Source organism: Nocardia lijiangensis NBRC 108240 (assembly GCF_001613045.1).
Taxonomy (GTDB): Bacteria; Actinomycetota; Actinomycetes; order Mycobacteriales; family Mycobacteriaceae; genus Nocardia; species Nocardia lijiangensis.
This window is the reverse complement of record NZ_BDBP01000122.1, coordinates 1-21,864: the sequence shown is the minus strand read 5'-3', so window position 1 is coordinate 21,864 and position 21,864 is coordinate 1. Positions and strand designations below refer to the sequence as shown.

The 21,864-nt window shown below is 68.9% G+C and carries 19 protein-coding genes; 7 read left to right on the top strand and 12 right to left on the bottom strand.

What is annotated here, in order from left to right:
- Both NL1_RS32835 and NL1_RS39815 read right to left on the bottom strand, forming a co-directional pair.
- The coding region (locus NL1_RS32835) for a WXG100 family type VII secretion target (RefSeq protein WP_067847921.1) at positions 1–1,340 on the bottom strand (1,340 nt) is incomplete at its 3' end.
- Positions 1,337–1,879 (bottom strand): type VII secretion target, encoded by a 543-nt coding sequence (locus NL1_RS39815; protein WP_245673699.1) that lies wholly within the window; start codon positions 1,877–1,879, stop codon positions 1,337–1,339. The genes NL1_RS32835 and NL1_RS39815, both read right to left, overlap by 4 nt.
- A 39-nt stretch (positions 1,880–1,918) precedes the next feature.
- Here NL1_RS39815 and NL1_RS32825 point away from each other — a divergent pair, with 39 nt between their 5' ends.
- The 5 genes from NL1_RS32825 (at position 1,919) to NL1_RS32805 (ending at position 8,396) form a co-directional block, all read left to right on the top strand.
- Complete coding sequence (locus NL1_RS32825) at positions 1,919–2,923, top strand: NAD-dependent epimerase/dehydratase family protein (protein WP_067847918.1); 1,005 nt, start codon at positions 1,919–1,921, stop codon at positions 2,921–2,923.
- A gap of 31 nt (positions 2,924–2,954) precedes the next feature.
- A complete protein-coding gene (locus NL1_RS32820; protein ID WP_067847916.1) occupies positions 2,955–3,977 on the top strand; it encodes an Rv2578c family radical SAM protein in 1,023 nt (340 codons plus the stop codon).
- Between the two features lie 125 nt (positions 3,978–4,102).
- The gene (locus NL1_RS32815) at positions 4,103–6,064 is read left to right on the top strand and encodes a 2-oxoacid:acceptor oxidoreductase subunit alpha (RefSeq protein ID WP_067847913.1); all 1,962 of its coding nucleotides are present in this window, start codon (positions 4,103–4,105) and stop codon (positions 6,062–6,064) included.
- Positions 6,064–7,143, top strand: a complete 1,080-nt coding sequence (locus NL1_RS32810; protein ID WP_067847911.1) for a 2-oxoacid:ferredoxin oxidoreductase subunit beta — start codon at positions 6,064–6,066, stop codon at positions 7,141–7,143. The genes NL1_RS32815 and NL1_RS32810 overlap by 1 nt, the downstream gene beginning before the upstream one ends.
- A gap of 101 nt (positions 7,144–7,244) precedes the next feature.
- The gene (locus NL1_RS32805; RefSeq protein WP_067847908.1) at positions 7,245–8,396 is read left to right on the top strand and encodes an FIST signal transduction protein; all 1,152 of its coding nucleotides are present in this window, start codon (positions 7,245–7,247) and stop codon (positions 8,394–8,396) included.
- 284 nt (positions 8,397–8,680) lie between these two features.
- Here the strand turns inward: NL1_RS32805 and NL1_RS37040 are convergent, their stop codons facing one another.
- The 4 genes from NL1_RS37040 to hisS all read right to left on the bottom strand — a co-directional run bounded on the left by NL1_RS37040 (position 8,681) and on the right by hisS (position 12,681).
- The gene (locus tag NL1_RS37040) at positions 8,681–9,325 is read right to left on the bottom strand and encodes a DUF4291 domain-containing protein (RefSeq protein ID WP_084511285.1); all 645 of its coding nucleotides are present in this window, start codon (positions 9,323–9,325) and stop codon (positions 8,681–8,683) included.
- A 139-nt stretch (positions 9,326–9,464) separates the two neighbouring features.
- Complete coding sequence (locus NL1_RS32795; protein ID WP_067847903.1) at positions 9,465–10,472, bottom strand: malate dehydrogenase; 1,008 nt, start codon at positions 10,470–10,472, stop codon at positions 9,465–9,467.
- Between the two features lie 155 nt (positions 10,473–10,627).
- Positions 10,628–11,275 carry a hypothetical protein gene (locus tag NL1_RS32790; RefSeq protein ID WP_084511283.1) on the bottom strand — a complete coding sequence of 216 codons (648 nt, stop codon included), beginning with the start codon at positions 11,273–11,275 and terminating at the stop codon, positions 10,628–10,630.
- Positions 11,276–11,400: 125 nt separating this feature from the next.
- Positions 11,401–12,681, bottom strand: a complete 1,281-nt coding sequence (gene hisS, locus NL1_RS32785) for a histidine--tRNA ligase (RefSeq protein ID WP_067847933.1) — start codon at positions 12,679–12,681, stop codon at positions 11,401–11,403.
- 139 nt (positions 12,682–12,820) lie between these two features.
- Here hisS and NL1_RS32780 point away from each other — a divergent pair, with 139 nt between their 5' ends.
- On the top strand, positions 12,821–13,687 hold the full coding sequence (locus tag NL1_RS32780; protein WP_067847901.1) for a peptidylprolyl isomerase: 867 nt from the start codon (positions 12,821–12,823) through the stop codon (positions 13,685–13,687).
- A gap of 411 nt (positions 13,688–14,098) precedes the next feature.
- Positions 14,099–14,653 (top strand): hypothetical protein, encoded by a 555-nt coding sequence (locus NL1_RS32775; protein WP_067847899.1) that lies wholly within the window; start codon positions 14,099–14,101, stop codon positions 14,651–14,653.
- Between the two features lie 62 nt (positions 14,654–14,715).
- On the opposite strand, the gene NL1_RS32770 is transcribed toward NL1_RS32775, so the two are convergent.
- The 6 genes from NL1_RS32770 to NL1_RS38360 all read right to left on the bottom strand — a co-directional run.
- Entirely contained in the window at positions 14,716–15,099 is a 384-nt protein-coding gene (locus NL1_RS32770; RefSeq protein ID WP_245673698.1) for a DUF4913 domain-containing protein, read from the bottom strand.
- Between the two features lie 295 nt (positions 15,100–15,394).
- Positions 15,395–17,236, bottom strand: coding sequence for a type IV secretory system conjugative DNA transfer family protein (locus NL1_RS32765; RefSeq protein WP_067847895.1), 1,842 nt, complete (start codon positions 17,234–17,236; stop codon positions 15,395–15,397).
- Positions 17,237–17,275: 39 nt separating this feature from the next.
- Complete coding sequence (locus NL1_RS32760) at positions 17,276–17,803, bottom strand: hypothetical protein (RefSeq protein ID WP_169813623.1); 528 nt, start codon at positions 17,801–17,803, stop codon at positions 17,276–17,278.
- Positions 17,804–17,904: 101 nt separating this feature from the next.
- Positions 17,905–19,575 (bottom strand): peptidoglycan DD-metalloendopeptidase family protein, encoded by a 1,671-nt coding sequence (locus NL1_RS32755; protein WP_067847926.1) that lies wholly within the window; start codon positions 19,573–19,575, stop codon positions 17,905–17,907.
- A 61-nt stretch (positions 19,576–19,636) separates the two neighbouring features.
- Positions 19,637–19,945 (bottom strand): transposase, encoded by a 309-nt coding sequence (locus NL1_RS32750; RefSeq protein WP_067847892.1) that lies wholly within the window; start codon positions 19,943–19,945, stop codon positions 19,637–19,639.
- Between the two features lie 79 nt (positions 19,946–20,024).
- The coding region (locus tag NL1_RS38360) for a putative type IV secretion/conjugal transfer ATPase (protein WP_162272792.1) at positions 20,025–21,864 on the bottom strand (1,840 nt) is incomplete at its 5' end.

Here is a 21,864-nt window from a genome sequence, read left to right as displayed (position 1 = left end):
GGGGTGCTCGGCAGTCCCGAGGAGCCAGGTCCGGGGCCACCGCCGCCGGGGCCGGGACCGCCCGGACGACCCAGTGAACCGAGCAGACCGCTCGGCGAGCCGGGCGTGCCCGCGGTGCCGGTGCTGTTGAGCGAGGACGGAATCGTCGACGTCGACGTGTTGAGACCACTGCTCGGGCTGCTGCTCGCCGCCTGCGTCGCGGCCTCCTCGGCCTGCGACAGCAGCGGCTCGCCGATGTTCTGCGCCGCCGCCTGCGCGACCTCTTGAACCGACGGCAACCCGCTCTGTCCGAGCAACTGCCCGACCACACCGTTCAGCTCGGCGGTCTTGCCCGCCAGATCGCCGCGGGTCAGGTTGACCACCGAGACCGCCTGCCCGAGATGCTCTGTCGCGCTGGCGATCAGCGCGGCCTGTCCCGGCGGGGTGAGGATTACCGGCGCCATCGCGGTCGCCTGGGTGGCGAACGAGCCTGCGATGCCGAGCAATTGGGCGTTGCCCTGCTGCACGACGGCCGCCGCGCGCTGGGTGAGTTCGGAGATGTCGAACCCGCGCTGGCTGGTGTCCTGTCCCTGCTGGTTGGCTTCCTGGCCCGCGGCCTGCGCCTGGCGCGAGGCTTGCCCCTCCCAGACCTGCTCGACGGTGGCGAGGCTGCCCTTGCCGAGCTGCATCGCCGTCTCGATGATCTTCGAGGACTGGCTCAGAATCGCGGTCGGGTCGAGTGCGCCGAGCACGCCGGTACCGAAGCTGCCGAGCAGATCCAGGATCGGCTTGAACAACAGGTCGACGCCGGGCAACGCCGGGATCTGCAACCCGTTCATCAGTGCGCCGATCGGATCGGCGGGCAGCTCCGGCAGCGTCGGCAGCTGCGGGGTCGCCGCCGCGGCGGCCGTCGCGGCGCCGGACGGGTTTCCGCCAAGCGTGCCGCCGAGCAGTCCGCCCGCCTGGCCGACCAGGTTGTTCGCGGCGTCCTGCACCTGCTCGGCAGCGTGGCTGATCGCGGTGTTCGCACCGCCGAGCAGACCGTCCACGTCCGCGGGCAGCCCGCCGAGGATGTCCTGAGCCTCCGGCGCGGGTGCGCCGCCGAGGCCGGGCATTCCGGCGGGCACGGTACCGAGCCCGGGCCCGTCCTCACTCACCTTGCGCGACAGCACGAATTCCGGCGCCTCGATGGCCGGGATGTCCTCGGGCAGCTGCGGCAGTGGCAGATCGAGGATGGCTTGGTCGGTCGGGATCGCCGCGGCGGCAGCCTGATTCGCATCGGCCGCTGCGTGGTCGAGCGAGTCTGCCGCGGGCTCGGACGGGGCGATGAGACCCGTGGGCGAGGAGTCGAGCGGCTTCACGCCATGCCTCCGATCTCGCCCGTCTGGACGTTCATCGCGGCCGCGTTGCCGGTATCGGTGCCCTCGAAGAGCGAAGCGGCGTTGAACGCCTTGAACGACAGGTCGGCGTACTTGGCCGACAGATCGTTGATGTCTTTGGCCTGCAGAACCTGCGCGGCCGCGAAGCTCAGCAGGTAGTCGGCGCCGATCAGCCCGAATACCGGCGTGAGCGCGGCCACCTGAGCCGGCCCGTCGAAACCGGCCGAGGAAATCTGTGCGGCGATCCCGGCGTTCTCCGTGGCGAAAGCCCGGACCGCTTCGGTCTCCACCGAGAGATCACTCATCGAGTTGCCCCCCAATTCGTCGTGAACATCTGTGTCGTGCACATAGCGTTGTCGATCGTCTCCCTGCCCGAAACGACTGTGCCCCCGGACAGCTCGGGCCGCCCGAACCGCGAAGCCGCTGCGGTTGGGCTCAATATAGCGGACGCTACCGGCAAGTTTCGAGACCGCGGCCGCCCGAAGCTGAACCGATCGCGCCACGCCGGGAAGGAACTGCAACGTGTTGCAAATTAGAACAAGTTCTATATTCTAGCGACCATGAAGGTCGCAGTGACCGGCGCCGCCGGCTACCTTGGCACGAATCTGCTCCGCCTGCTCGCCGATCGGGGACACGAGGTCACCGCCATCGACCGGGTGGCCCCCGAGCAATCGGCGCACCCGAACGTCACCTGGGTCGCGGGCAACGTACTCGACCCCGCGTCGATGCGCGAGGCGCTGGCGGGCGCGGAGCACGTGTACCACCTGGTCGCCGTGATCACCCTGGCCGAGAAGAACGATCTCGCCTGGAAGGTCAACACCGAGGGCGTGCGCGTCGTGGCCGAGGCCGCGCTGGAGGTCGGCGCACGCCGGATGGTGCACGCCAGCTCCATCCACGCGTTCAACCAGTACAGCTGCGGCGGCCGCATCGATGAGGGCACGGTGCGGTCCACCGACCCCGCGCTTCCGGTCTACGACCGCTCCAAATGGGCGGGCGAGGTCGAGTTGCGCAAGGTCATCGACAAGGGCCTGGACGCCGTGCTCTGCAACCCCACGGGCGTGTTCGGACCCGTCGACCACAGCACTCCCCTCTCCCGCATCAACCGCACCCTGCGCGACGCCGCTCAGGGACGAGTGCCCGCGATGATCGGCGGCGGCTTCGACCTGGTCGATGTGCGCGATGTGGCGCAGGGCCTGATCCTGGCCGGCGAGAAGGGCCGGACCGGCGAGAACTACCTGCTCGGCGGGTCGATGATCTCGATGCTCGACCTGTGCCGGATGGCGGCGGCGCACGGCGGCAAGAAGGGACCGAAGTTCGCCATCCCGCCCAAGCTGGTCGGCGGGCTGATTCCGGTGCTGGAGCCGATCGGCAAGATGCTCGGCACCGACATCCTGTCCAGGGCCGCGCTCGGCGCGCTGCTCTCGGCGCCGGTGGTGGACCACGGCAAGGCCGAACGCGAACTCGGCTACCGGCCGCGCCCGATCGATGACACCGTGCGCGATCTGGTGGCCTTCTTCGCGGATTCGTCCGCGTTCGATGCGACGGAGACCCGCCGCATCGCTTGACACGCCCTAGAACACATGTTCGACTGAATGGGTGCGGTGGCAGAACCAGACCCTGGACGCCGACGACGGCGCACTGCCCGGCCTGAGCCGGGCGGGGTTCGTTCGCACCGTGGAAACACCGGAATTCGAGGGCATCACGTTCCACGAAGTGCTCTGCAAGAGCGCGCTGAACAAGATGCCCGAGAATTCGACCCTGCCCTTCCAGTGGACGATCAATCCGATGCGCGGGTGCTCGCACGCCTGCCGCTATTGCTTCGCCCGCCCCACTCACGAGTATCTGGACCTGGACGCGGGCCGCGATTTCGACGCGCAGATCGTGGTGAAGACCAATATCGCCGCGGTGCTGCGCAGAGAACTCGGCCGCAAGTCCTGGCAGCGGGACCCGGTGGCGCTGGGCACCAACACCGACCCGTATCAGCGTGCCGAGGGCCGATACCGGTTGATGCCGGGCATCATTCGCGCGCTGACCGATTCGGGCACGCCGTTCTCCATCCTCACCAAGGGCACCTTGCTGCGCCGCGACCTGCCGCTGCTGACGCTGGCCGCCCGCGAGGTGCCGGTGAGCGTGGCCGTCTCCATCGCCATCCTGGACCCGGAACTGCACCGCGGCCTGGAATCCGGGACGCCCGCGCCGCGCGCCCGGCTCGACATGGTCCGCGCGCTGACCGACGCGGGCTTCGCGGTGCACGTCATGGTGGCGCCGGTCCTGCCCTACCTGACCGACAGCCGCGCGCACCTCGACGAGCTGTTCGGTGCGATCGCGGCGGCGGGCGCTGCCTCGGCCGTCGCCTTCCCGATGCATCTGCGCGGCAGCACCCGCGGCTGGTTCCTCGGCTGGCTGGCCGAAGCGCATCCCGCCCTGCTGCGCCGATACCGCCAGCTGTACGGCCGCGGCGCGTACGTCACGCCGGAGTACGCGGCGTGGCTGCGCGAGCGGGTCACGCCGCTGCTGGAGCGGCACGACCTGACCAGGAACGGCGAGTCCGCCGCCGCACCCGCGCGTGGGCCGGAGCCGCACGAGCGCGCGGACACCCAGCTCGCGCTGTTCGCCTGACCGGCAGCCACCCGACCTCGGAAAACCAATCCGGCCGGACTGCGCGCTTCAGCGGCGATACCCGCCGTCGGCGGAGTAGGTTGGCGACTGGCACCTCTCACTCGACGAGGAAGTGAAGCAGGCATATGGGTTCGCACCAAAACGATGTCGGCACAGCCAAATTGGAAAAGGTCGTCATTCGGTTCGCCGGGGACTCCGGCGACGGAATGCAGCTGACCGGTGACCGCTTCACCCACGAAGCGGCCGCGTTCGGCAACGACCTGGCCACCCAGCCCAATTTTCCCGCCGAGATCCGCGCGCCGCAGGGCACCCTGCCGGGCGTCTCGTCCTTCCAGATCCAGATCGCCGACTACGACATCCTCACCGCGGGCGACCAGCCCGACGTGCTGGTCGCGATGAATCCGGCGGCGCTCAAGGCGAATCTCGAGGATCTCCCGCGCGGTGCCACCCTCATCGTCAACACCGATGAGTTCACCAAGCGCACCTTGGCCAAGGTCGGCTACGCCGCTGATCCGCTGGAGGACGGGTCGCTCACCGACTTCGTGGTGCACCGGGTGCCGATGACCTCGCTGACGCTCGCCGCCACCGAACCCGCCGAGGTCGGCAAGAAGGACGGCCAGCGCGCGAAGAACATGTTCGCGCTCGGACTGCTCTCCTGGATGTACGGCAGGCCGATCGGCGGCACCGAACGCTTCCTGCGCGAGAAGTTCGCGGGCAAACCGGACATCGCCGAGGCCAACGTGCTCGCCTTCCGCGCGGGCTGGAACTACGGCGAGACCACCGAGGCCTTCGCCACCACCTACGAGATCGCACCCGCCACGCTGGCGCCGGGCACCTACCGCCAGATCACCGGCAACACCGCGCTGGCCTACGGGCTGGTCACCGCCGGGCAGCTGGCCGGGCTGCCGGTCTTCCTCGGCACCTATCCGATCACCCCGGCCTCCGACATCCTGCACGAGCTCAGCAAGCACAAGCACTTCGGCGTCACCACCTTCCAGGCCGAGGACGAGATCGCGGGCATCGGCGCGGCGCTCGGCGCCTCGCTGGGCGGTGCGCTCGGCGTCACCAGCACGTCCGGGCCGGGTCTGGCGCTGAAGAGCGAGACGATCGGGTTGGCGGTGATGACCGAACTGCCGCTGGTGATCGTCGACGTGCAGCGCGGCGGGCCCTCCACCGGGCTGCCGACCAAGACCGAGCAGGCGGATCTGTTGCAGGCGCTGTACGGCCGCAACGGCGAGTCACCGGTGGCGGTGCTCGCGCCACGCTCCCCCGCCGACTGCTTCGCCACCGCCGTGGAGGCGGTCAGGATCGCGTTCACCTATCGCACGCCCGTGCTGCTGCTCTCCGACGGCGCCATCGCCAACGGCTCGGAGCCGTGGTCGATTCCGGATGTCGCCGACCTGGCGCCCATCGACCCCGCTTTCGAGCCGGACGCCGACGACGAGGCCGGATTCCAGCCCTACGCTCGCGACCCGGAAACCCTGGCCCGCCCGTTGGCCGTGCCGGGCACCAGGGGCCGCGCGCACCGCATCGGCGGACTGGAGAAGGCCGACGGCAGCGGCAACATCTCCTACGAGCCCGCCAATCACGAGCTGATGGTCCGGCTGCGGCAGGCCAAGATCGACGGCATCGCCGTCCCCCGGCTCGAGGTGGACGACCCCGACGAGCGGGCCGAACTGCTGCTGATCGGCTGGGGCAGTTCCTTCGGTCCGATCGGCGAGGCGTGCCGCCGCGCACGCCGCCGCGGCGTTCCCGTCGCGCAGGTGCACCTGCGGCACCTGAATCCGTTGCCGCCCAACCTCGGTGCCGTGTTGCGCCGCTATCGGACGGTGGTCGCGCCGGAGATGAACGGCGGTCAGCTGGCCATGCTGCTGCGCGCGAAATACCTGGTGGACGTGCAGCCGTGGACGAAGGTCGCGGGCACCGCCTTCTCGGCGCAGGAACTCGTCGGCGTCATCGACGCCGCGCTCGACGGCTCCATCGAGGAAATGGAACAGGACAAGGCGTTCGCCGCCCGCGCGCGGGCCACCTACCGAACGCGGGACGCACGGCGCTCGGCCACCACCGAGCCGATCGGGGGCAACTGATGACCATCGTCGAAACCTCGCTCGCCGGAACTGATCTCGGCCTCACCGGTGTGTCCGGTGTGCCCGCCGCGGACGGACCGCAGAAGGTCAAGGACTTCACCTCCGATCAGGAGGTGCGCTGGTGCCCCGGCTGCGGCGACTACGTCATCCTGGCGACCGTGCGCGGGTTCCTCGCCGAACTCGGACTGCGCAGGGAGAACCTGATGTTCGTGTCCGGGATCGGCTGCTCCAGCCGGTTCCCGTACTACCTGGAGGCCTACGGCATCCACTCCATTCACGGCCGCGCACCCGCCATCGCGACCGGCTTGGCCGTGACACGCCCCGATCTGTCGGTCTGGGTGGTCACCGGCGACGGTGACGCGCTCTCCATCGGCGGCAACCACCTGATCCACGCGTTGCGTCGCAACGTGAACATGACCATCCTGCTGTTCAACAACCGCATCTACGGGCTGACCAAGGGCCAGTACTCGCCCACCTCGGAGCAGGGCAAGATCACCAAGTCCACCCCCATGGGCTCGGTCGACCACCCGTTCAACACGCTCTCACTGGCCCTGGGCGCCGAGGCCACCTTCGCCGCCCGCGCCATCGACTCCGACCGCGCCGGGCTCACCGAGGTGCTGCGTGCCGCCGCCGAACATCGGGGGACGTCCTTCGTCGAGATCCTGCAGGACTGCCCGATCTTCAACGACGGCTCCTTCGACGTGCTGCGCCGCGGCGACGCCGAATCGCGCCTCGTCCCGCTGCGCCACGGCCAGCCGCTGCGCTTCGGCGCCGATGGCGAATACGCCGTCGTGCAAAGCGGTTTCGGCCTGCGCGTGGCCCGCACCACCGAGGTCGCGGAGGCCGACATTGTCGTCCACGACGCCTACTCCGACAACCCGGAATACGCCTACGCCCTCTCCCGCCTGTCCGACCAGGACCTTGGCCACGTGGTCACCGGCATCTTCCGCAGCGTCACCCGCCCCACCTACGACGACGCCGTCCGCGCCCAAACCACCACAGCCTCGGACCGCAACCCCCTCACCCCCGACTCCCTCCAAACCCTCCTCACCGGTCCCGAAACCTGGACCGTCGGCTGACCTCGCAGCGTCTCCGCACGCCTCGCAGCGCCTGAGTCCCCTGCGAGGGTGCGAATGGTCTGCGAGGTGTCGTGCGATCTGCCGCGCCCTACGATGGATGTGTGCGGATCGCCGTTGGACTCTCCACCGCCTCTGACGCGCGGGACGCGGGCGCGGAAGCGGCGCTGCGGGCGCGCGACCAGCTCGCGGGTGCGTCGCCCTCGATCGCGGTGCTCCTCGCGTCGCGAGCACACGCGGATGCGGCTCCGGCCGTGCTCGAGGGTGTCCATCGGTCGGTCCGGGTGCCCGCGCTCGTCGGATGCGTGGCGCACGCGGTCGTGGCCGGGCGGCGCGAACTCGAGGACGAACCCGCGGCGGCGGTGTGGCTGGCCACCGGTTCACCCGCCGAGACGTTCCACTTGGACTTCGTCCGTACGGCCTCCGGCGGGCTGCTCGCCGGCCACCGCTTCGACCGGGCCCAGCACGACTTCCATCTGTTGATGTCCGACCCCTTCACATTCCCGACCGAAGCGCTGCTCGAGCACCTGAACACCGACCTACCAGGCACCATCGTGATGGGCGGGCTGGCGAGCGGCGGCCCGGACCCCGGCGAGAGCAGACTGTTCCGCGACCACGAGGTGGTGACATCGGGCGCGGTCGGCGTGCGGCTTCCCGGAATGCGCAGTGTGCCGGTCGTGTCGCAAGGCTGCTGCCCGATTGGACAGCCGTACATTGTCACCGCTGCGCGTGGCGCGTTGATCACCGAGCTCGGCGGCCGGTCGCCGATCGAGCGGTTGCGCGAGATCGTCGACGCGCTGCCGCCCGATCAGCAGGAGTTGGTGGCGCACGGCGTGCAGATCGGCATCGTCGTCGACGAGCACCTGGCCACCCCTGGGCAGGGTGATTTCCTGATCCGCGGGCTGATCGGCGCCGATCCGGCGAGCGGCGCGATCGAAATCGGCGAAGAAGTCGAGATCGGCACGACCGTGCAGTTCCAGGTCCGCGATGCGATCGGGGCCGACAAGGATCTGCGCGCCGCACTCGCACGGGCGCGCGCGGCGCTTCCCGGCAGCCCCGCAGGAGCGCTGCTGTTCACCTGCAACGGACGCGGTAGGCGGATGTTCAAGATCGCGGATCACGACACCGCCACCATCAGGGACGTGCTCGGCGACATCCCGCTCGCGGGCTTCTTCGCCGCGGGCGAGATCGGCCCCATCGCGGGCCGCAACGCGCTGCACGGATTCACCGCATCACTGGCGCTGTTCGGTGAATGAGCGTCGACGTCCCGGCCTCCTCACCGGCCACGAAATCTGGACCGTCGGCTGACCGAACGCACCACTCCGACGCCCTCCCCCGATTCTTCGCAGACACTTCACATATCGGACTAGCGCGCCCTGGAAATATTCAATACAGGCATCGTTGATTTCAAAGAAATTACCGCCGGAGGATCAGCGTGCAATATTGAGGCCGACGATGCGTAATTCGACTTCCGAATACGCACGACGAGGTCTTCATCGAAGGCGCACGCGAGCAGCGCACACGGCGTAGCAGCGCGTAATCAACGAACCGCCGTACTCATTCCCAGGTGCAAGGCAAGGTCGTCCGCGATCGGATAGCACTGCTCTCGCGGCACCGATTCCTGCGCTCGCTCTACGTCGCCAGCGGCAACCAAACGGCCGATTTCGTGCACCGATTCGGTGATGTCCTCGATACCGACTATCCATTCGTCGCAATAGCGACGCACACCTTCACCAGATATCCCGACCTGCAAAGATCGGTACGGCAGTGGACGAAATCCCATGTCCCGCTCGGGGTCCCATTGGATGCGAACCGGTGCGGACAGGCTTGCCTTCCACTGCGCATGGTCGACGTGTAACGCGGCGTCGAAGTGCGCGAAGGCAGAATTCTGCAGCGCCCATTCGAACCCATCTCTCGTGATCGAGACAGCAAGAACATGCTCTTGACCAGGTTTACCGGCCCAGCCGGAGCGGTACATCATCCACAGGAAAGAAGGCTTGATCCATGTCATGCGATCTCGTTTGAATCCGCTGGGGAACCGCCCCGTTCTCGCGGCAGCTATCGCAATATCGGGCCGATATGCTTGATAGACCGTAATGGTGCGTTCGTCGAAGCACGCCCGAATCTGACGAAATGGAAACCCCACGCGATCATGATGCCACAGCCGTAACACGGCGTGCCACATCTTAAACCTGGACCGTCGGCTGACTTCGCAGAGGTTTCACACGCCTCGCAGAGGTTGCAACCTGTGCGAAGCGTATGAAAGACCTGCGAGGTCCCGCGATCACGGCGTGGGTCAGGCGTTGGATCCGGCGATCGCCGGGTCAGCCGCGTTTGGCGAAGCCGAGGTCGATGACGGCGTCGCGTTCCCGTTCGAGTTCGGTGAGCGTGGCGGTCACGCGGGCGCGGGCGAAGTCGTCCAGGGAGAGGTCGGGGACGATGGTGTAGGCGCCGTTGGCGCAGGTGACCGGGAAGGAGCTGATGAGGCCCTCCTGGACACCGTAGGAGCCGTCGGAGGGGACGGCCATGGAGGTCCAGTCGCCCGCGGGGGTGCCGAGTACCCAGTCGTGGATGTGGTCGATGGCGGCGCTGGCCGCGCTGGCGGCCGAGGACGCGCCGCGGGCCTGGATGATCGCGGTGCCGCGCTGCTGCACGGTGGGGATGAAGTCCTCGCGCAGCCAGGCGTCGTCGACGAGGTCGGCGGCGGGGCGGCCCGCGATGGTGGCGTGCGCGATGTCGGGGTACTGGGTGGCGGAGTGGTTGCCCCAGATCGTGACGCGGGCGATGTCGGCGGCGGGCGCGCCGGTCTTCTTCGCCAGCTGCGCGATGGCGCGATTGTGGTCGAGGCGGGTCATCGCGGTGAAGCGCTCGGCGGGCACGTCGGGGGCGTTGCTCATGGCGATGAAGGCGTTGGTGTTGGCCGGGTTGCCCACCACGAGCACCTTCACGTCATCGGCGGCGCTGGCATTGATGGCCTGGCCCTGGTCGGTGAAGATCGGGCCGTTGGCGGCGAGCAGATCGGACCGCTCCATGCCCGCCGTGCGCGGGCGCGCGCCGACCAGCAGTGCGACGTTGGCGCCGTCGAAACCGACCCACGGGTCGTCGCTGATGTCGATGGACTCCAGCAGCGGGAACGCGCCGTCCTCGAGTTCCATCGCCACACCCTCCAGGGAGGCGACCGCGGCGGGAATCTCGAGCAGTCGCAGCCGCACCGGCGTCTCCGGTCCGATCATCGCGCCGGAGGCGATGCGGAACAGCAGGCCGTAGGCGATCTGCCCGGCTCCGCCGGTCACGGTAACGGTCACGGGCGCGTTCCGAGCGGCGGTGCTCACACGAACTCCTTGCGTTGGACGGACACTCAGGCCCAACCCTACTCAGCCTCACCGCGGCCAGAACCGCCTCGTGAGCAACGCCTCACGTCCCTGCGCAGGGTCTGTACGCCTCACAAACCGCGTGCCTGTGTGAGGCGTGTGCGGGAGGTGTGGGGTCAGCCGAGTTCGGAGACTTCGCGGTCGGTGAGGACGACGGGAGACACGTAGTCCTTGGCGCGGGCCAGTTGGACGGCGCGGTAGAGGGGGCGTTCCTCCAGCCCCGCGTCGCGCGCCTCCGCCCGCAACTGGTGCACCAACAGCGCCGACACCGCGACCGCCGCGGCCAGATGGCTCGCCGCGAGCGCGTCGGCGAGCTTGCGCAGCCCCAGCAGATGCAGCTCCCGTCCGCTGCCCGCGTCGGTGTACATGGCGAGCGGGATCAGCTGCACATCCGGGCCCGCGGTGATGCGCAACACGATGCGGCTCAGCCGTGCCGGGAAGACGAGGATCTCCACGCCGGTGGCCGCCGCGACCTCCACCCGGCGCTCGCCGAACACCCGGCGGGCATGGATCGTGGTGCCTGTCACCCACATCCTGCGGCGCCGCAACGCCAAGGCGTAGCCGATGGTGGGCAGCCCGACGACGAGACCGATGGCGATCGCGATCGGCCAGTCGACGACGGTCGCCGCCAGCAGCGCCGCGCCGATCCCGACACCGGCCGCCGCCAATGCCAGCCTGCGCAGCATCGGCGCGTACATCTCGGGGGCGACGAGATCGAGTCCGACCGGCGGAACCGGTTCCGGCTGACCAGGATTCGCGTCCACTCTCCACCTCTCCGCAGGGTCACCGCAGCGGCGGTGCGCAGTCACGGTACCGCGCGCTTATCCGAGAGGCGCGCTGTCGGGTGGGGCACGGAACCAGGTCCCGGCGCCCCACCCCACCTGGTGGGTCAGTGCCCGGCGATCAGCGCCTCGCGCAGCACACCGACGATCTCGCTGAGCGGCACGTGCCGCTGGTCGCCGGTCGCCATGTTCTTCACGGCGATGCTGTTCTCGGCCAGGTCGCGGTCACCGAGCACCACGGTGAACTTCGCGCCGGAACGGTCGGCCGCCTTCATCGCGCCCTTCACACCGCGCCCGCCGTAGGCGAGGTCGACGCGGATGCCCGCACCGCGCAGCTGCGCCGCGAGCACCACGATCCGCTGCTTGGCCGCGTCGCCCAGCGGCACACCGAATACCTCACAGCGGGAGGGAACGGCCGCCGACTTGCCCTCGGCCTGCAGCGCGAGCACGGTGCGGTCGACACCGAGACCGAAGCCGATACCGGACAGCGGCTGGCCGCCGAGCTCGGCCATCAGGCCGTCGTAGCGGCCGCCGCCGCCGATGCCGGACTGTGCGCCCAGCTTGTCGTGCACGAACTCGAAGGTGGTCTTGGTGTAGTAGTCAAGACCGCGCACCATCCGCGGGTTCAGCACGTACGGCACGCCGAGTGCGTCGAGGTGGCCGAGCACCTGCTCGAAGTTCGTCTTGGCGGATTCGGAGAGGTGGTCGATCATCAACGGCGCGTCGGCGGTCAGCTCACGCACCTCGGGACGCTTGTCGTCGAGTACGCGCAGCGGATTGATCTGCGCCCTGCGCTTGGTCTCCTCGTCCAGCGGCAGGCCGAACAGGAAGTCCTGCAACAGCTCCCGGTACTGCGGACGGCAGGTCTCGTCGCCCAGCGAGGTGATCTCCAGCCGGAAACCGTCCAGGCCGAGGCTGCGGTAGCCCGCGTCGGCGATCGCGATGACCTCGGCGTCCAGCGCCGGATCGTCCACGCCGATCGCCTCGACGCCGACCTGCTGCAACTGCCGGTAGCGGCCGGCCTGGGGGCGCTCGTAGCGGAAGAACGGCCCCGCGTAGCACAGCTTCAGCGGCAGCTGACCGCTCTTGTCCAGGCCGTGCTGGATGACGGCGCGCATCACGCCCGCCGTGCCCTCCGGACGCAGGGTGAAGCTCTCGCCGTTGCGGTCGGCGAAGGTCCACATCTCCTTGCTGACCACGTCGGTGGACTCGCCGACGCCGCGCGCGAACAGCGCGGTCTGCTCGAACACCGGCAGCTCTATATGCCCGTACCCGGCCAGTCGGGCCGCGTGCACGAGGCCGTCGCGCACGGCGACGAACTCGGCGGAGCCGGGTGGCACGTAGTCCGGTACCCCCCTCGGGGCGGAGAAGCTGCTGGTCTTGGTCACGATGGTCCAGTTTCCACCACTACTGCCCGCCAAGTCCAACCGGTTTCCCTTCGACCCGTCCGAGGAACTGCCGGGCGGTCTCAGGAAGAGATGGCACACTCTTACCTCGGAAGCAAGCCGACACGGGAGGAACGTGGTAGTGCCGAGCAACGAACAGCGACGAGCAGCGGCCAAACGCAAGCTCGAGCGCCAATTGGCCAACCGGGCCGAACGCGCGCGCCGACGCAAGCAACTGACCATCGCGGGATCCGTGCTCGGTGTAGTCGTGGTGGTCGCGGCCGTGACCGGCGTCTACTTCCTGACCAAGGGCGAGGACAACCAGAACACGGCCTCCGAGACGAAGGACGCGTCGCTGTCGGCGACCGCGCCCGCCGCGAAGGCCAAGCCCGAGCTGGTCAACTGCACCTACCGGGACGGCGCCAAGCCCGCGGACAAGCCGGTGCAGAAGCCGTCCAAGACCGAGGGCATCCCGACCACCGGCGGCGACGCCAAGGTCAGCGTGAGCGTCGAGACCACTCAGGGTCCGATCGGCTTGACACTGAACAACGCCGAATCGCCTTGCACCGTCAACAGCTTCGTGAGCCTGGCCAGCCAGGGCTACTTCGACAGCACCGACTGCCACCGCATGACCGCGGACGAGTCGCTGAAGGTGCTCCAGTGCGGCGACCCCACCGGCACCGGAATGGGCGGTCCCGGTTACGAATTCGACAACGAGTATCCGACCGATCAGTACGCCGAGGGCGACCCGAGCACGCAGCTGCCGATCGACTACAAGCGCGGCACGCTGGCCATGGCCAACGCGGGCCCCGGCACCAACGGCAGCCAGTTCTTCGTCGTCTACGGCGACTCGCAGCTGCCGCCGCAGTACACCATTTTCGGCACGGTGGACGAGGGCAGCATGGCCACCCTGGACAAGATCGCGCAGGCCGGACAGGACAACTCCAACGGCCCCGGCGACGGCAAGCCCACTACGCCGGTGACCATCCAGTCGGTTCGCCTGGACTGAATCCCCGGCAACTTCTTCGGGCCCGGCGCCGCGATCGGCGACCGGGCCCGGAGTCTATGAACTACGGCGACTCAGGGTAGGCGAGCCTAAATCTCCGGCCGCACAGTACTTGTGTCGAAGATCGTCCGGCGCTTCCCGGTGCGTGTCGTAATTGTGCGATATATGCTGTTACCGGCACGTCCGTACGGTTGTGTCACGCGTTTCTCGGGTAATCTCGAAACACGGAGTTCGCGTAGCGTAGCCATCCCTAACGGGCGATCCCCAGCCACGAGGGAGTGCGATCGACACGAGTTCTCCTGGTGTCCACGTTTGCAGGCGGGGCGCCGGCGGCGGACTACAGTTCGCGTGGCGGTGTCCGTGACGAAGCACCACAATCATCCATAGTGATCACTGCAGCATCGGGGAGCAGCCATGTCCGAGGAACTGGACGACATCGGCCGGGAAACCGCGGCCATGATTAAGAGTATGTTGCAGCTTGCGACCCTGGTCGCACTGCGCACCCGCGAGCGTGGTCAAAAGGAAGCCGAGGCGCGCGCCAAGATCACCGAGGCCCGCATGAAAGAGGCTCGCGAGCTCCAGATTCGGGAGGCTCGCGACTCCAAGGCCAAGGATCCACGCAACCTCGAGCTCGCACGGATGGTGGAGAAAGCGGCTCCGGTCCAAGGCATTTCACTGGAGAAGGATCGCTTCTCCGCGCAAGCCGAAGCCACGCGCATGGCGGCCACCGCGTCCGCCGCGAAACAACCGGTCGTTCGGTACGATTCGGCCGAGCGGCGCATGGCGATCGCGGCCCACCTCTCGAGGATCGGCGTCGCACCGGAATTGGCGGCGGTCCGCATGCTCATCGAGGTAGGCCAGGGGCAGCCACCGGAGGAGGCCATTCGCGCCCGCCTCGAGGAGAACCGCACCGTCGCGGCACGCGGCAGGGAGCCCGAGGCACGCGGCCTCGAACGCGCCAGGCAGTGACGGCGCGGAAACCCTGAAACACCAAGAACGCCCGCTGAATTCAGCGGGCGTCTTCGTGTCCGTTACACCCGGAAATCGCCGATCGTCGGATCGCCGAACATCCCCTGCGCGGGGGACTTCAGCGGCAGCGGGTTCAGCATGTCCTTGTGCCCGTTGCGCACACTGCAGTACTTGAACGGCCCGCGCGGGTCGAACAGCTTGGTCATGTGCGGATCGGCATGGTCGAGGAACCAGATGCTCAGCCCCGTGCTCGGTTCCAGGCGGTAGTGCTCCCAGGCGCGCCACAACGCGTCCAATCGCGCCACCGCCTCGGCGTGCTTCCACCATTCGGGGCACCACACCGTTTCGCTGATGTCGGTCACCTGCCGCCGGTAGACCAGGCTCAGGTAGTTCTCGACGAATTCGACGACATTGGTGTAGATCATCTGCTGCTGCTGTTCGGTCACGACTCCACCTCGCTAGCGCTCGGCTCCGTCGTGCCGAGCGGTGCTGTGTTCATGGTTCGCTCGCTGCACTCGCTCACGCCTCCACCTCACTAACGCCCGGCTCCGTCGCGCCGAGCGGTGCTGTGTTCATGGTTCGCTCGCTGCACTCGCTCACGCCTCCACCTCACTAACGCCCGGCTCCGTCGCGCCGAGCGGTGCTGTGTTCACGGTTCGCTCGCTGCACTCGCTCACGCCTCCACCTCACTAACGCCCGGCTCCGTCGCGCCGAGCGGTGCTGTGTTCACGGTTCGCTCGCTCACAGAGGCCGAACCTCCCCGGCTTGCCCATACTCGGGTGGCGGAGTGCCCTTGGTCAGCGAGGGCGAGCCGATCAGGTCGGTGATCTGGGTCTTGCGTTGCGGATCGTGCTGCGCGATCGACTTCTTCACGTCCGCAGCGTACTCGCTCTCCCACCAGGGAACCGTGCGGATGAGCACCGCGGGCTGACCCGAGGTGAACACGATCGCGCGGCCGCGCGGCAGTGTGGTGAGCGCGTTGACGTTGAACGTCTTGGACGAACCCAGCGACCGCGAATAGCTTTTGCTGCCTTTGGATTCCGAGACCGAACCCGAGATCGAGTCGTACTCGCCGATCGCTTCGGAGCGGTCGCGCAGGAAGTTCATGTCGTCCACGCCGCTGCCGAGCACCTTGATGTTGGCCGCCGACCACAGCGCGAGCATGCCCGCGTCGCCCCAGCAGCGCGCACCCTGGGCCCAGGACTGCAGCACCGTCATCACGACGATGCCGCGCGAACCGAAGTGGCTGTACTGCTTGGGCAGATCCTTCCAGCGCACCACGTTGGCGGCCTCGTCGAGGACGGCGAGCAGCGGGATGGCCAAGCGGCCACCGCGCGAGCGGGACGCCTTGCGCATGGCCACGTCGATCACGGCCTCGGTCAGCGCGCTCACCAGCGGCGCCGCCGAACCGCGCCCCTCGAGCGACAGGCAGTACAGCGTGCCGTTGCGCTCGATGAACTCGAGCTCGTCGAACTGCCTGCGGGTCTGACCGGTGCTCGGGTCGGCGCCGGGCAGGATCCAGTCGTGCACGTTCGACAGCTGCAGGCAGCGCACCATCTTCTTGGCGGTGCCGAAAATGCCGCTGCGGGTGCGGGGATCGGCGTTGTACTGCATCGCAAGGCCCGACGCCATGTAGTGGTGGCGCGCGTTGCGCAGCAGCTCGATGGGCTCGGTGTCGACGGGGTTGGTGACCCAGTCCCACACCTGCACGATCGGCCGCTGGCCGACCGCCGCGGCGAGGAACAGCGCGGCGAGCAGATCCTCGGCCTCGGGGTCGAAGAACTCGTCGGACTTGGACTCGGCGCCGTTGTCGGCGTCGGCGAAGTGCCCGGCCAGCCGCTGCGCGCGCATCTCACAGCCCTCGTGCTTGGAGTCGACCCAGTCCAGCGGATTCCAGTACCAGCTCGGGCTCTCGTCGGCCACGCCCTGCGGATCGAACACGAAGGTGGGGCTGCCCTTGGACTCTCGCACGTCACGGGTCGCGTCGACGACGTCGCGCTTGTTCGAGGTGGACAGCACCGGGCCGATCGCGGCCAGGATCGCCGGGATCACGCGGGAGGTCGACTTGCCTTGACGCGGGCCCCAGATGTCCAGGTGCAGGTCCTCGTAGGAGCCGTACAGCATGACGCCGTCGGCCACGCCGACGCCGATCGGCACTCCGGGCGCGTCGTCGTAGCCCAGGTTCATCCCGAGCTGTTCGGCCTTCTCCCGCACGCCGCCTTCGGTGAGCGCGCGGATCGCTCCGCCCGACCCCATGTGCTGGGCCTTCTCGTCCACCGGCAGCGCGCCTTTGGACTTGCGCTTCGTCATCTGCATGCGCACCACCAGGACGGAGACGGCGGACAGCACCACGAGCAGCAAGATGACCGTCGCGCCGGTCGGCCAGGTGTACTTGCCGCGCGCCAGCCCGGCGATGATCTCGATCGGGTTCATCGGCAGGTCCTGCGGCTCGGCCGCCATCTGGTTGCCGAGATGCAGGGCCAGCCAGAGGATTCCGAGCACCACGGAACCGGCGTAGACCGCGAACAGGCCGAGATCGGGTCCGGGTATCGCCGGATCCGTCACCTTCTTCTTCTTTGCCATGTCTGCCTCTCGAATCGCCGTGCGGTGGAAAGCCTGTGGTCAGCGGAACGCGTCGAGCCGCCAGCCGTCGGGCGTGCGCACCACGGTGGCGATCACCGTCGCGGGCGGCAGTGGTTCCTTGCGCCCGTTCGGGTAGACGACGGTCTGTTCGATGCCGATCTTGAACTGCTGAACGTCCGGATCGGGGCCGGGCGGCGGCCGGTCGCCCGAGGCGAAGGTGAACGCCTCGACGGTGGCCTTCGCCGCGGCCCAGTCCGCCCATTGCAGCGACGGCTTGGGCGTCTCGTTGCCCGACGGTGCGCCGTCCAGCATGCGGATCATGCTGGGGCCCAGGTATTTCCGTGCTCGGACGAGCGCATCGCCCGGCGCCTCGCCCGCGGGCCGCCAGGTGTAGATCTCGCGCAGCGCCGTCACCGCGACACCGTCGGGCGTCACCGGGTCCGGCGCGGGAACTCCTTCGAGCAGCCTCGTCGTCGACGTGGCGGGCTGCGGCGCACCGGAACCCGATTCGCCGCTGTCGTCGCGCCCGCAGGCCGCGATCGTCATCGCCACGCTCACCACCAGCATCACCACCAGTTTCGCGCGTGCAGTTGCTCTGTCTTTCAAGGCTAACCGCCCGGACCGGCACCGTGGTGGTCCGATCAGCACTCGGGCCTCGGCGTGTTCGATCACAGTACCCTCCGCAGCCGTGCGTCGCCGGGCACCGCGACCTCGCTCACGCCGCCGCCCGACCGCGCGTCCGATCCGGGCACGGACTGGATCATGCGTCCGTCACCGGCGTAGATTCCCACCTCCGCGGGCCCGCGCGGGCCGAAGGAGCTGAACACCAGGTCCCCCGGCTGCGCCTTGCTCATGCGCACCTCGAAACCTGCCTCCCACTGTTGTTCGGCCGTGCGCGGCAACGTCACCGCGCCCGAGGACGCCGCGAACACCGCGGCCGCGGTCAGGCCGGGGCCGTCCATGCCGCCGCCGCTGGGGCCCTGCGGTCCGCCCCCGCCCCACACGTACGGGGTGCCGAGCCAATCGTGCGCGGCCTCCAGGATCTGCGCGCCGCCGCTGCCCTCCTGCGGGCTGAAGCGGCCGGTCGAGCCGGGCGCGCGGTATTGCGGCTCCATCGCGAGAATGTTCGCCACGTAGGGCCGGGTCTCGGAGTAGTGCGCCGCATACTGATTCGGCATACCGCCCGAGGCCAGCACCGCGCCCTCGCCCGCGTTGTAGGCGGCCAGCGTCAGCGCGGTGACATCCCCCTGGACACGCCCCTCGGCCTGCCACTGGGTGACCTTGCGGGCGATGGCGCACATATAGCGGCCCTGCCCGATGATCGCGTCGCCGTCGTCCCACACGCTCGCCTTGCCGTTGCCGTCGGCATCGATGACATACGGCCTGCCGTCGTCGGGATTGATGGCGGCCGCGGTGCCCGGCAGGAACTGCGCGAGACCCTGCGCGCCCGCGGGCGAGGTGAGGCCCCTGCGGAAACCGGATTCCTGCCTGCCCTGAGCGGCCAGTAGCGACGAGGTGATCTGCGGGCACAACGAACCCGCACGGCGGTACCAGATCTCGAGTTCCTGCGGCACCTTGCCCGCGGCCAGCGCGCCGCCCGCGCTGCCGAAACCGCGCTGGCAGCGCGGATCGGAGGAGTACCACTGCGCGCCACCGAGATCCGGGGTCGGCGCGCCGTCCAGCCACGGCAGCGGGTCGATCTGACGGCCGCCGGTGAAGCGCCCGCCGGGGACGATCTCGAAATGCAGGTGCGGGCCGCTGGATTCGCCCGCCGAGCCGACCGCGCCGATCGGCTGACCCGCGCGCACCGTCTCCCCCACGCGCACCAGCACGCCGTGGTCCCACATGTGGCCGTAGACCGCCGAATACGACCGGCCGTTGGTGTCGACCGAGTCGACCACGATCCAGTTGCCGAAGCCCGAGGCCGGTCCGGCGGCCACCACCCGGCCGTCGGCGACCGAGAAGATCGGGGTGCCGTCGGTCGCCGCCATGTCGACGCCGCGGTGTCCGCCGTTGCGGGAGCCGAAGACGTCCGAAATCGTGAAGGTGCCCGCCGCCATCGGCAGGGTGCGCCGGATCGGGCCGACGCCCGCGGCCAGCGAAGGAGTGCCGGTGATGCTCGGATTCGCCTGCGTGGCAGTGGGTTCGCCGGAGGCCGCGGCCGCGGGCCGGTCGCCGGGCGGGTAGCCGCCGAGCTGCGGCAGCGCGGTCTGCGAGGGACCGAGCACGGTGGCGTCCTCGCACGGATCCTCGACGGCGGGCAGCACCACGACGAGCACCAGGGTGATCAGTCCGATCACCGCGCCGAGGGCCGTCCACAGCAGGCTGCGGGCGGTCACCACGCCCTCGCACGGGGATGCGGCGGAAAGCCTGCGGTCGAATGCGACTCGGGGGAAATGGTCACGTGTGGCGTCGGGCTTCGTTGAGGGTGTCGGCGAGGGTGCGGTTCATTTCGGCGGCGGCCGCCAATTGTTGTTGCAGCAGTGCCACTTTGCGGCGCAGCGCGGTCGCGTCCATGCGTTCCAGGCCGGGGCCTTCCGTGGCGCGCACCCAATTGCGCACCGAATTCGTGTGGACGCCGATCTGTTCGGCGACCACCCGGCACGCCTCGGATTCACTGCGTAGCTTGCCGGTCAGCGCGATGACCTGCTCGACGGCGGCCTTGCGCACTTCCGGCGACACTCTGCGATACGAACGATGCGGCATCATGCGGCACTCCTTCCGCCGAACAACACCGCCCATCCAGGCGCTCGGCCGATCCTTGTTGCTTCGCGTCCTGGACGGTATCTCATGCCGCGCTCCCGTTCGGGGATTCACCACCGCGCGCGGTGGATTCGGTCTCCGGGCCGCCGGTGAATTCACTGAACCGCTGGTTCGTGTCGTGAATCCCGCTTTCCTTCTCCGACAACGTGAATTCCATGTGGAAGGGAATACCGGGACGCCGATCCTCACCGATCTTCAGCAGGAACTTACCCGTGCCCGGCGGGGAGGGGCGCTGCTGGCCCGGTTTCAGCGCCTCGCCGGTAAGTGCTTGCGGCGCCGACCATCCGGTCACCATCTCCTCCTCGGCGGATGTGAACGGAACGGTGCTGTCGAGCCGCTTGACCTCTTCGGCGGGCAGCGCACCGAAGATCTTGGCGCGCGCCCGCTCAAGGAAGCCGAGCGCCTTGGCGATCGCCGCTTCCGATCCGAGTGCTTGCAGGTCCTTGATCGTGTGGCTGATCATGATCAGCGCGGTGGCCAGGCCGCGCTGCAGGCGGGTCAGCTCGTCGACGCGGTCGACCATGAAGTCGCCGAGCCCGAGCACCTGCCACAGCTCGTCCATCACCACCTGGAAGTAGCGCTGCGGGCCGAGGCCCGCGTCGGCCAGCACGTGCGCGGCCTCCACCGAGGCGAAGCCGTCGGCCCAGCAGGCCAGCATCACCGCGGCTTTGAGCTTCTTGTCGCCGGTCGGGATGTGCGAGACATCGATGCAGACGGCGACCGCTTCGGTGTCGATCGGCACCGAGGTCTGACCGTTGAACACCGCGCCGAACGGGCCCTGGGTGAGCGCGCGCAACGAGCGGCGCAGGCCCTTGATCGCGACCTGGTATTCGGCGGGATCGTCGGCGCCCGCGTCGAGCTGGAGCTCCTCGCCGCCCGCCTGGATCACCTCCAGCAGGTTCTCCATGATCGGCGGCTGGTCCGGGGTGTAGCCGCTGCCGGGCTGGAAGAGGATGCGCAGCGCGGTCGAGATGAGCGTCTCCTCGTAATCGCGCACCCGCGCGCCGCGCACCAGCTCGACGAGACCCGCGATCAGCGTGACCTGCCTGGCCCGCATGTCCTGCAGCACTTGGAGTTGCAGCGCGGGGAACTCTTCCAGCAGCGGAACCACCGAGCCGAGCACACCGGCCGCCAACGGGTTCAGCTTGCCGTGGCCGTAGCCGAGGTCGATGACCTGGCCGCCGACCAGCTCCACCAGCTTGCGGTAGTCGGGCTTCACGTCGGCGAGCACCAGCGGCGTGATGCCCTGGGCGATGCCGCCGAGCACGATCCGGCGCACCAGCGAGGACTTGCCGAAACCGTTGAGGCCCAACACGAACAAGCTCGGCGCGGTGATGAAGCTGCCGCGCATGAACCAGTTCATCGGGTCGAAGCAGACCGGCGCGCCGGTGTGCAGGTGCGAGCCGAGCGGCGTGCCGATCAGCGGCGCGCCCGCGCCGACCGACCACGGCCACAGGCCGGCCACCTGGGCCGTCGTGGCGCGGTATTCGACGGGGCGGCCGACCACGTTCATCCGTCCGCCGCCCGCGCCCGCGTAGCCGCGGTCGGTGAGTTGTGCAGTGTTGCGGTCGAATCCGTCCTCGATGGTCTGCTCGGCGCGCGCGGCGTAGTTGCGGCGCCGGATGTCGTCGGTGCGGATGCGGAAGGTCGCCCACGCCGCGCGCAGGCCCGATCCCTCCCGGCTGACCACCTCCAGCCGCGCCCGCGTCGAGTCGTCGAGCAGCGGCGGGCCGGACTGTTTGCGCTTGTCCGCCTTGGCCTTCGCGCGCAGGGCCGCCTTGTCCATGTGCGGGGCGCCCATGGCGCGGTCGGCGGTGTAGTCGACCTTCGCGGGCCGCGGCGGGACCCGACCGCGGCCGTTGTCG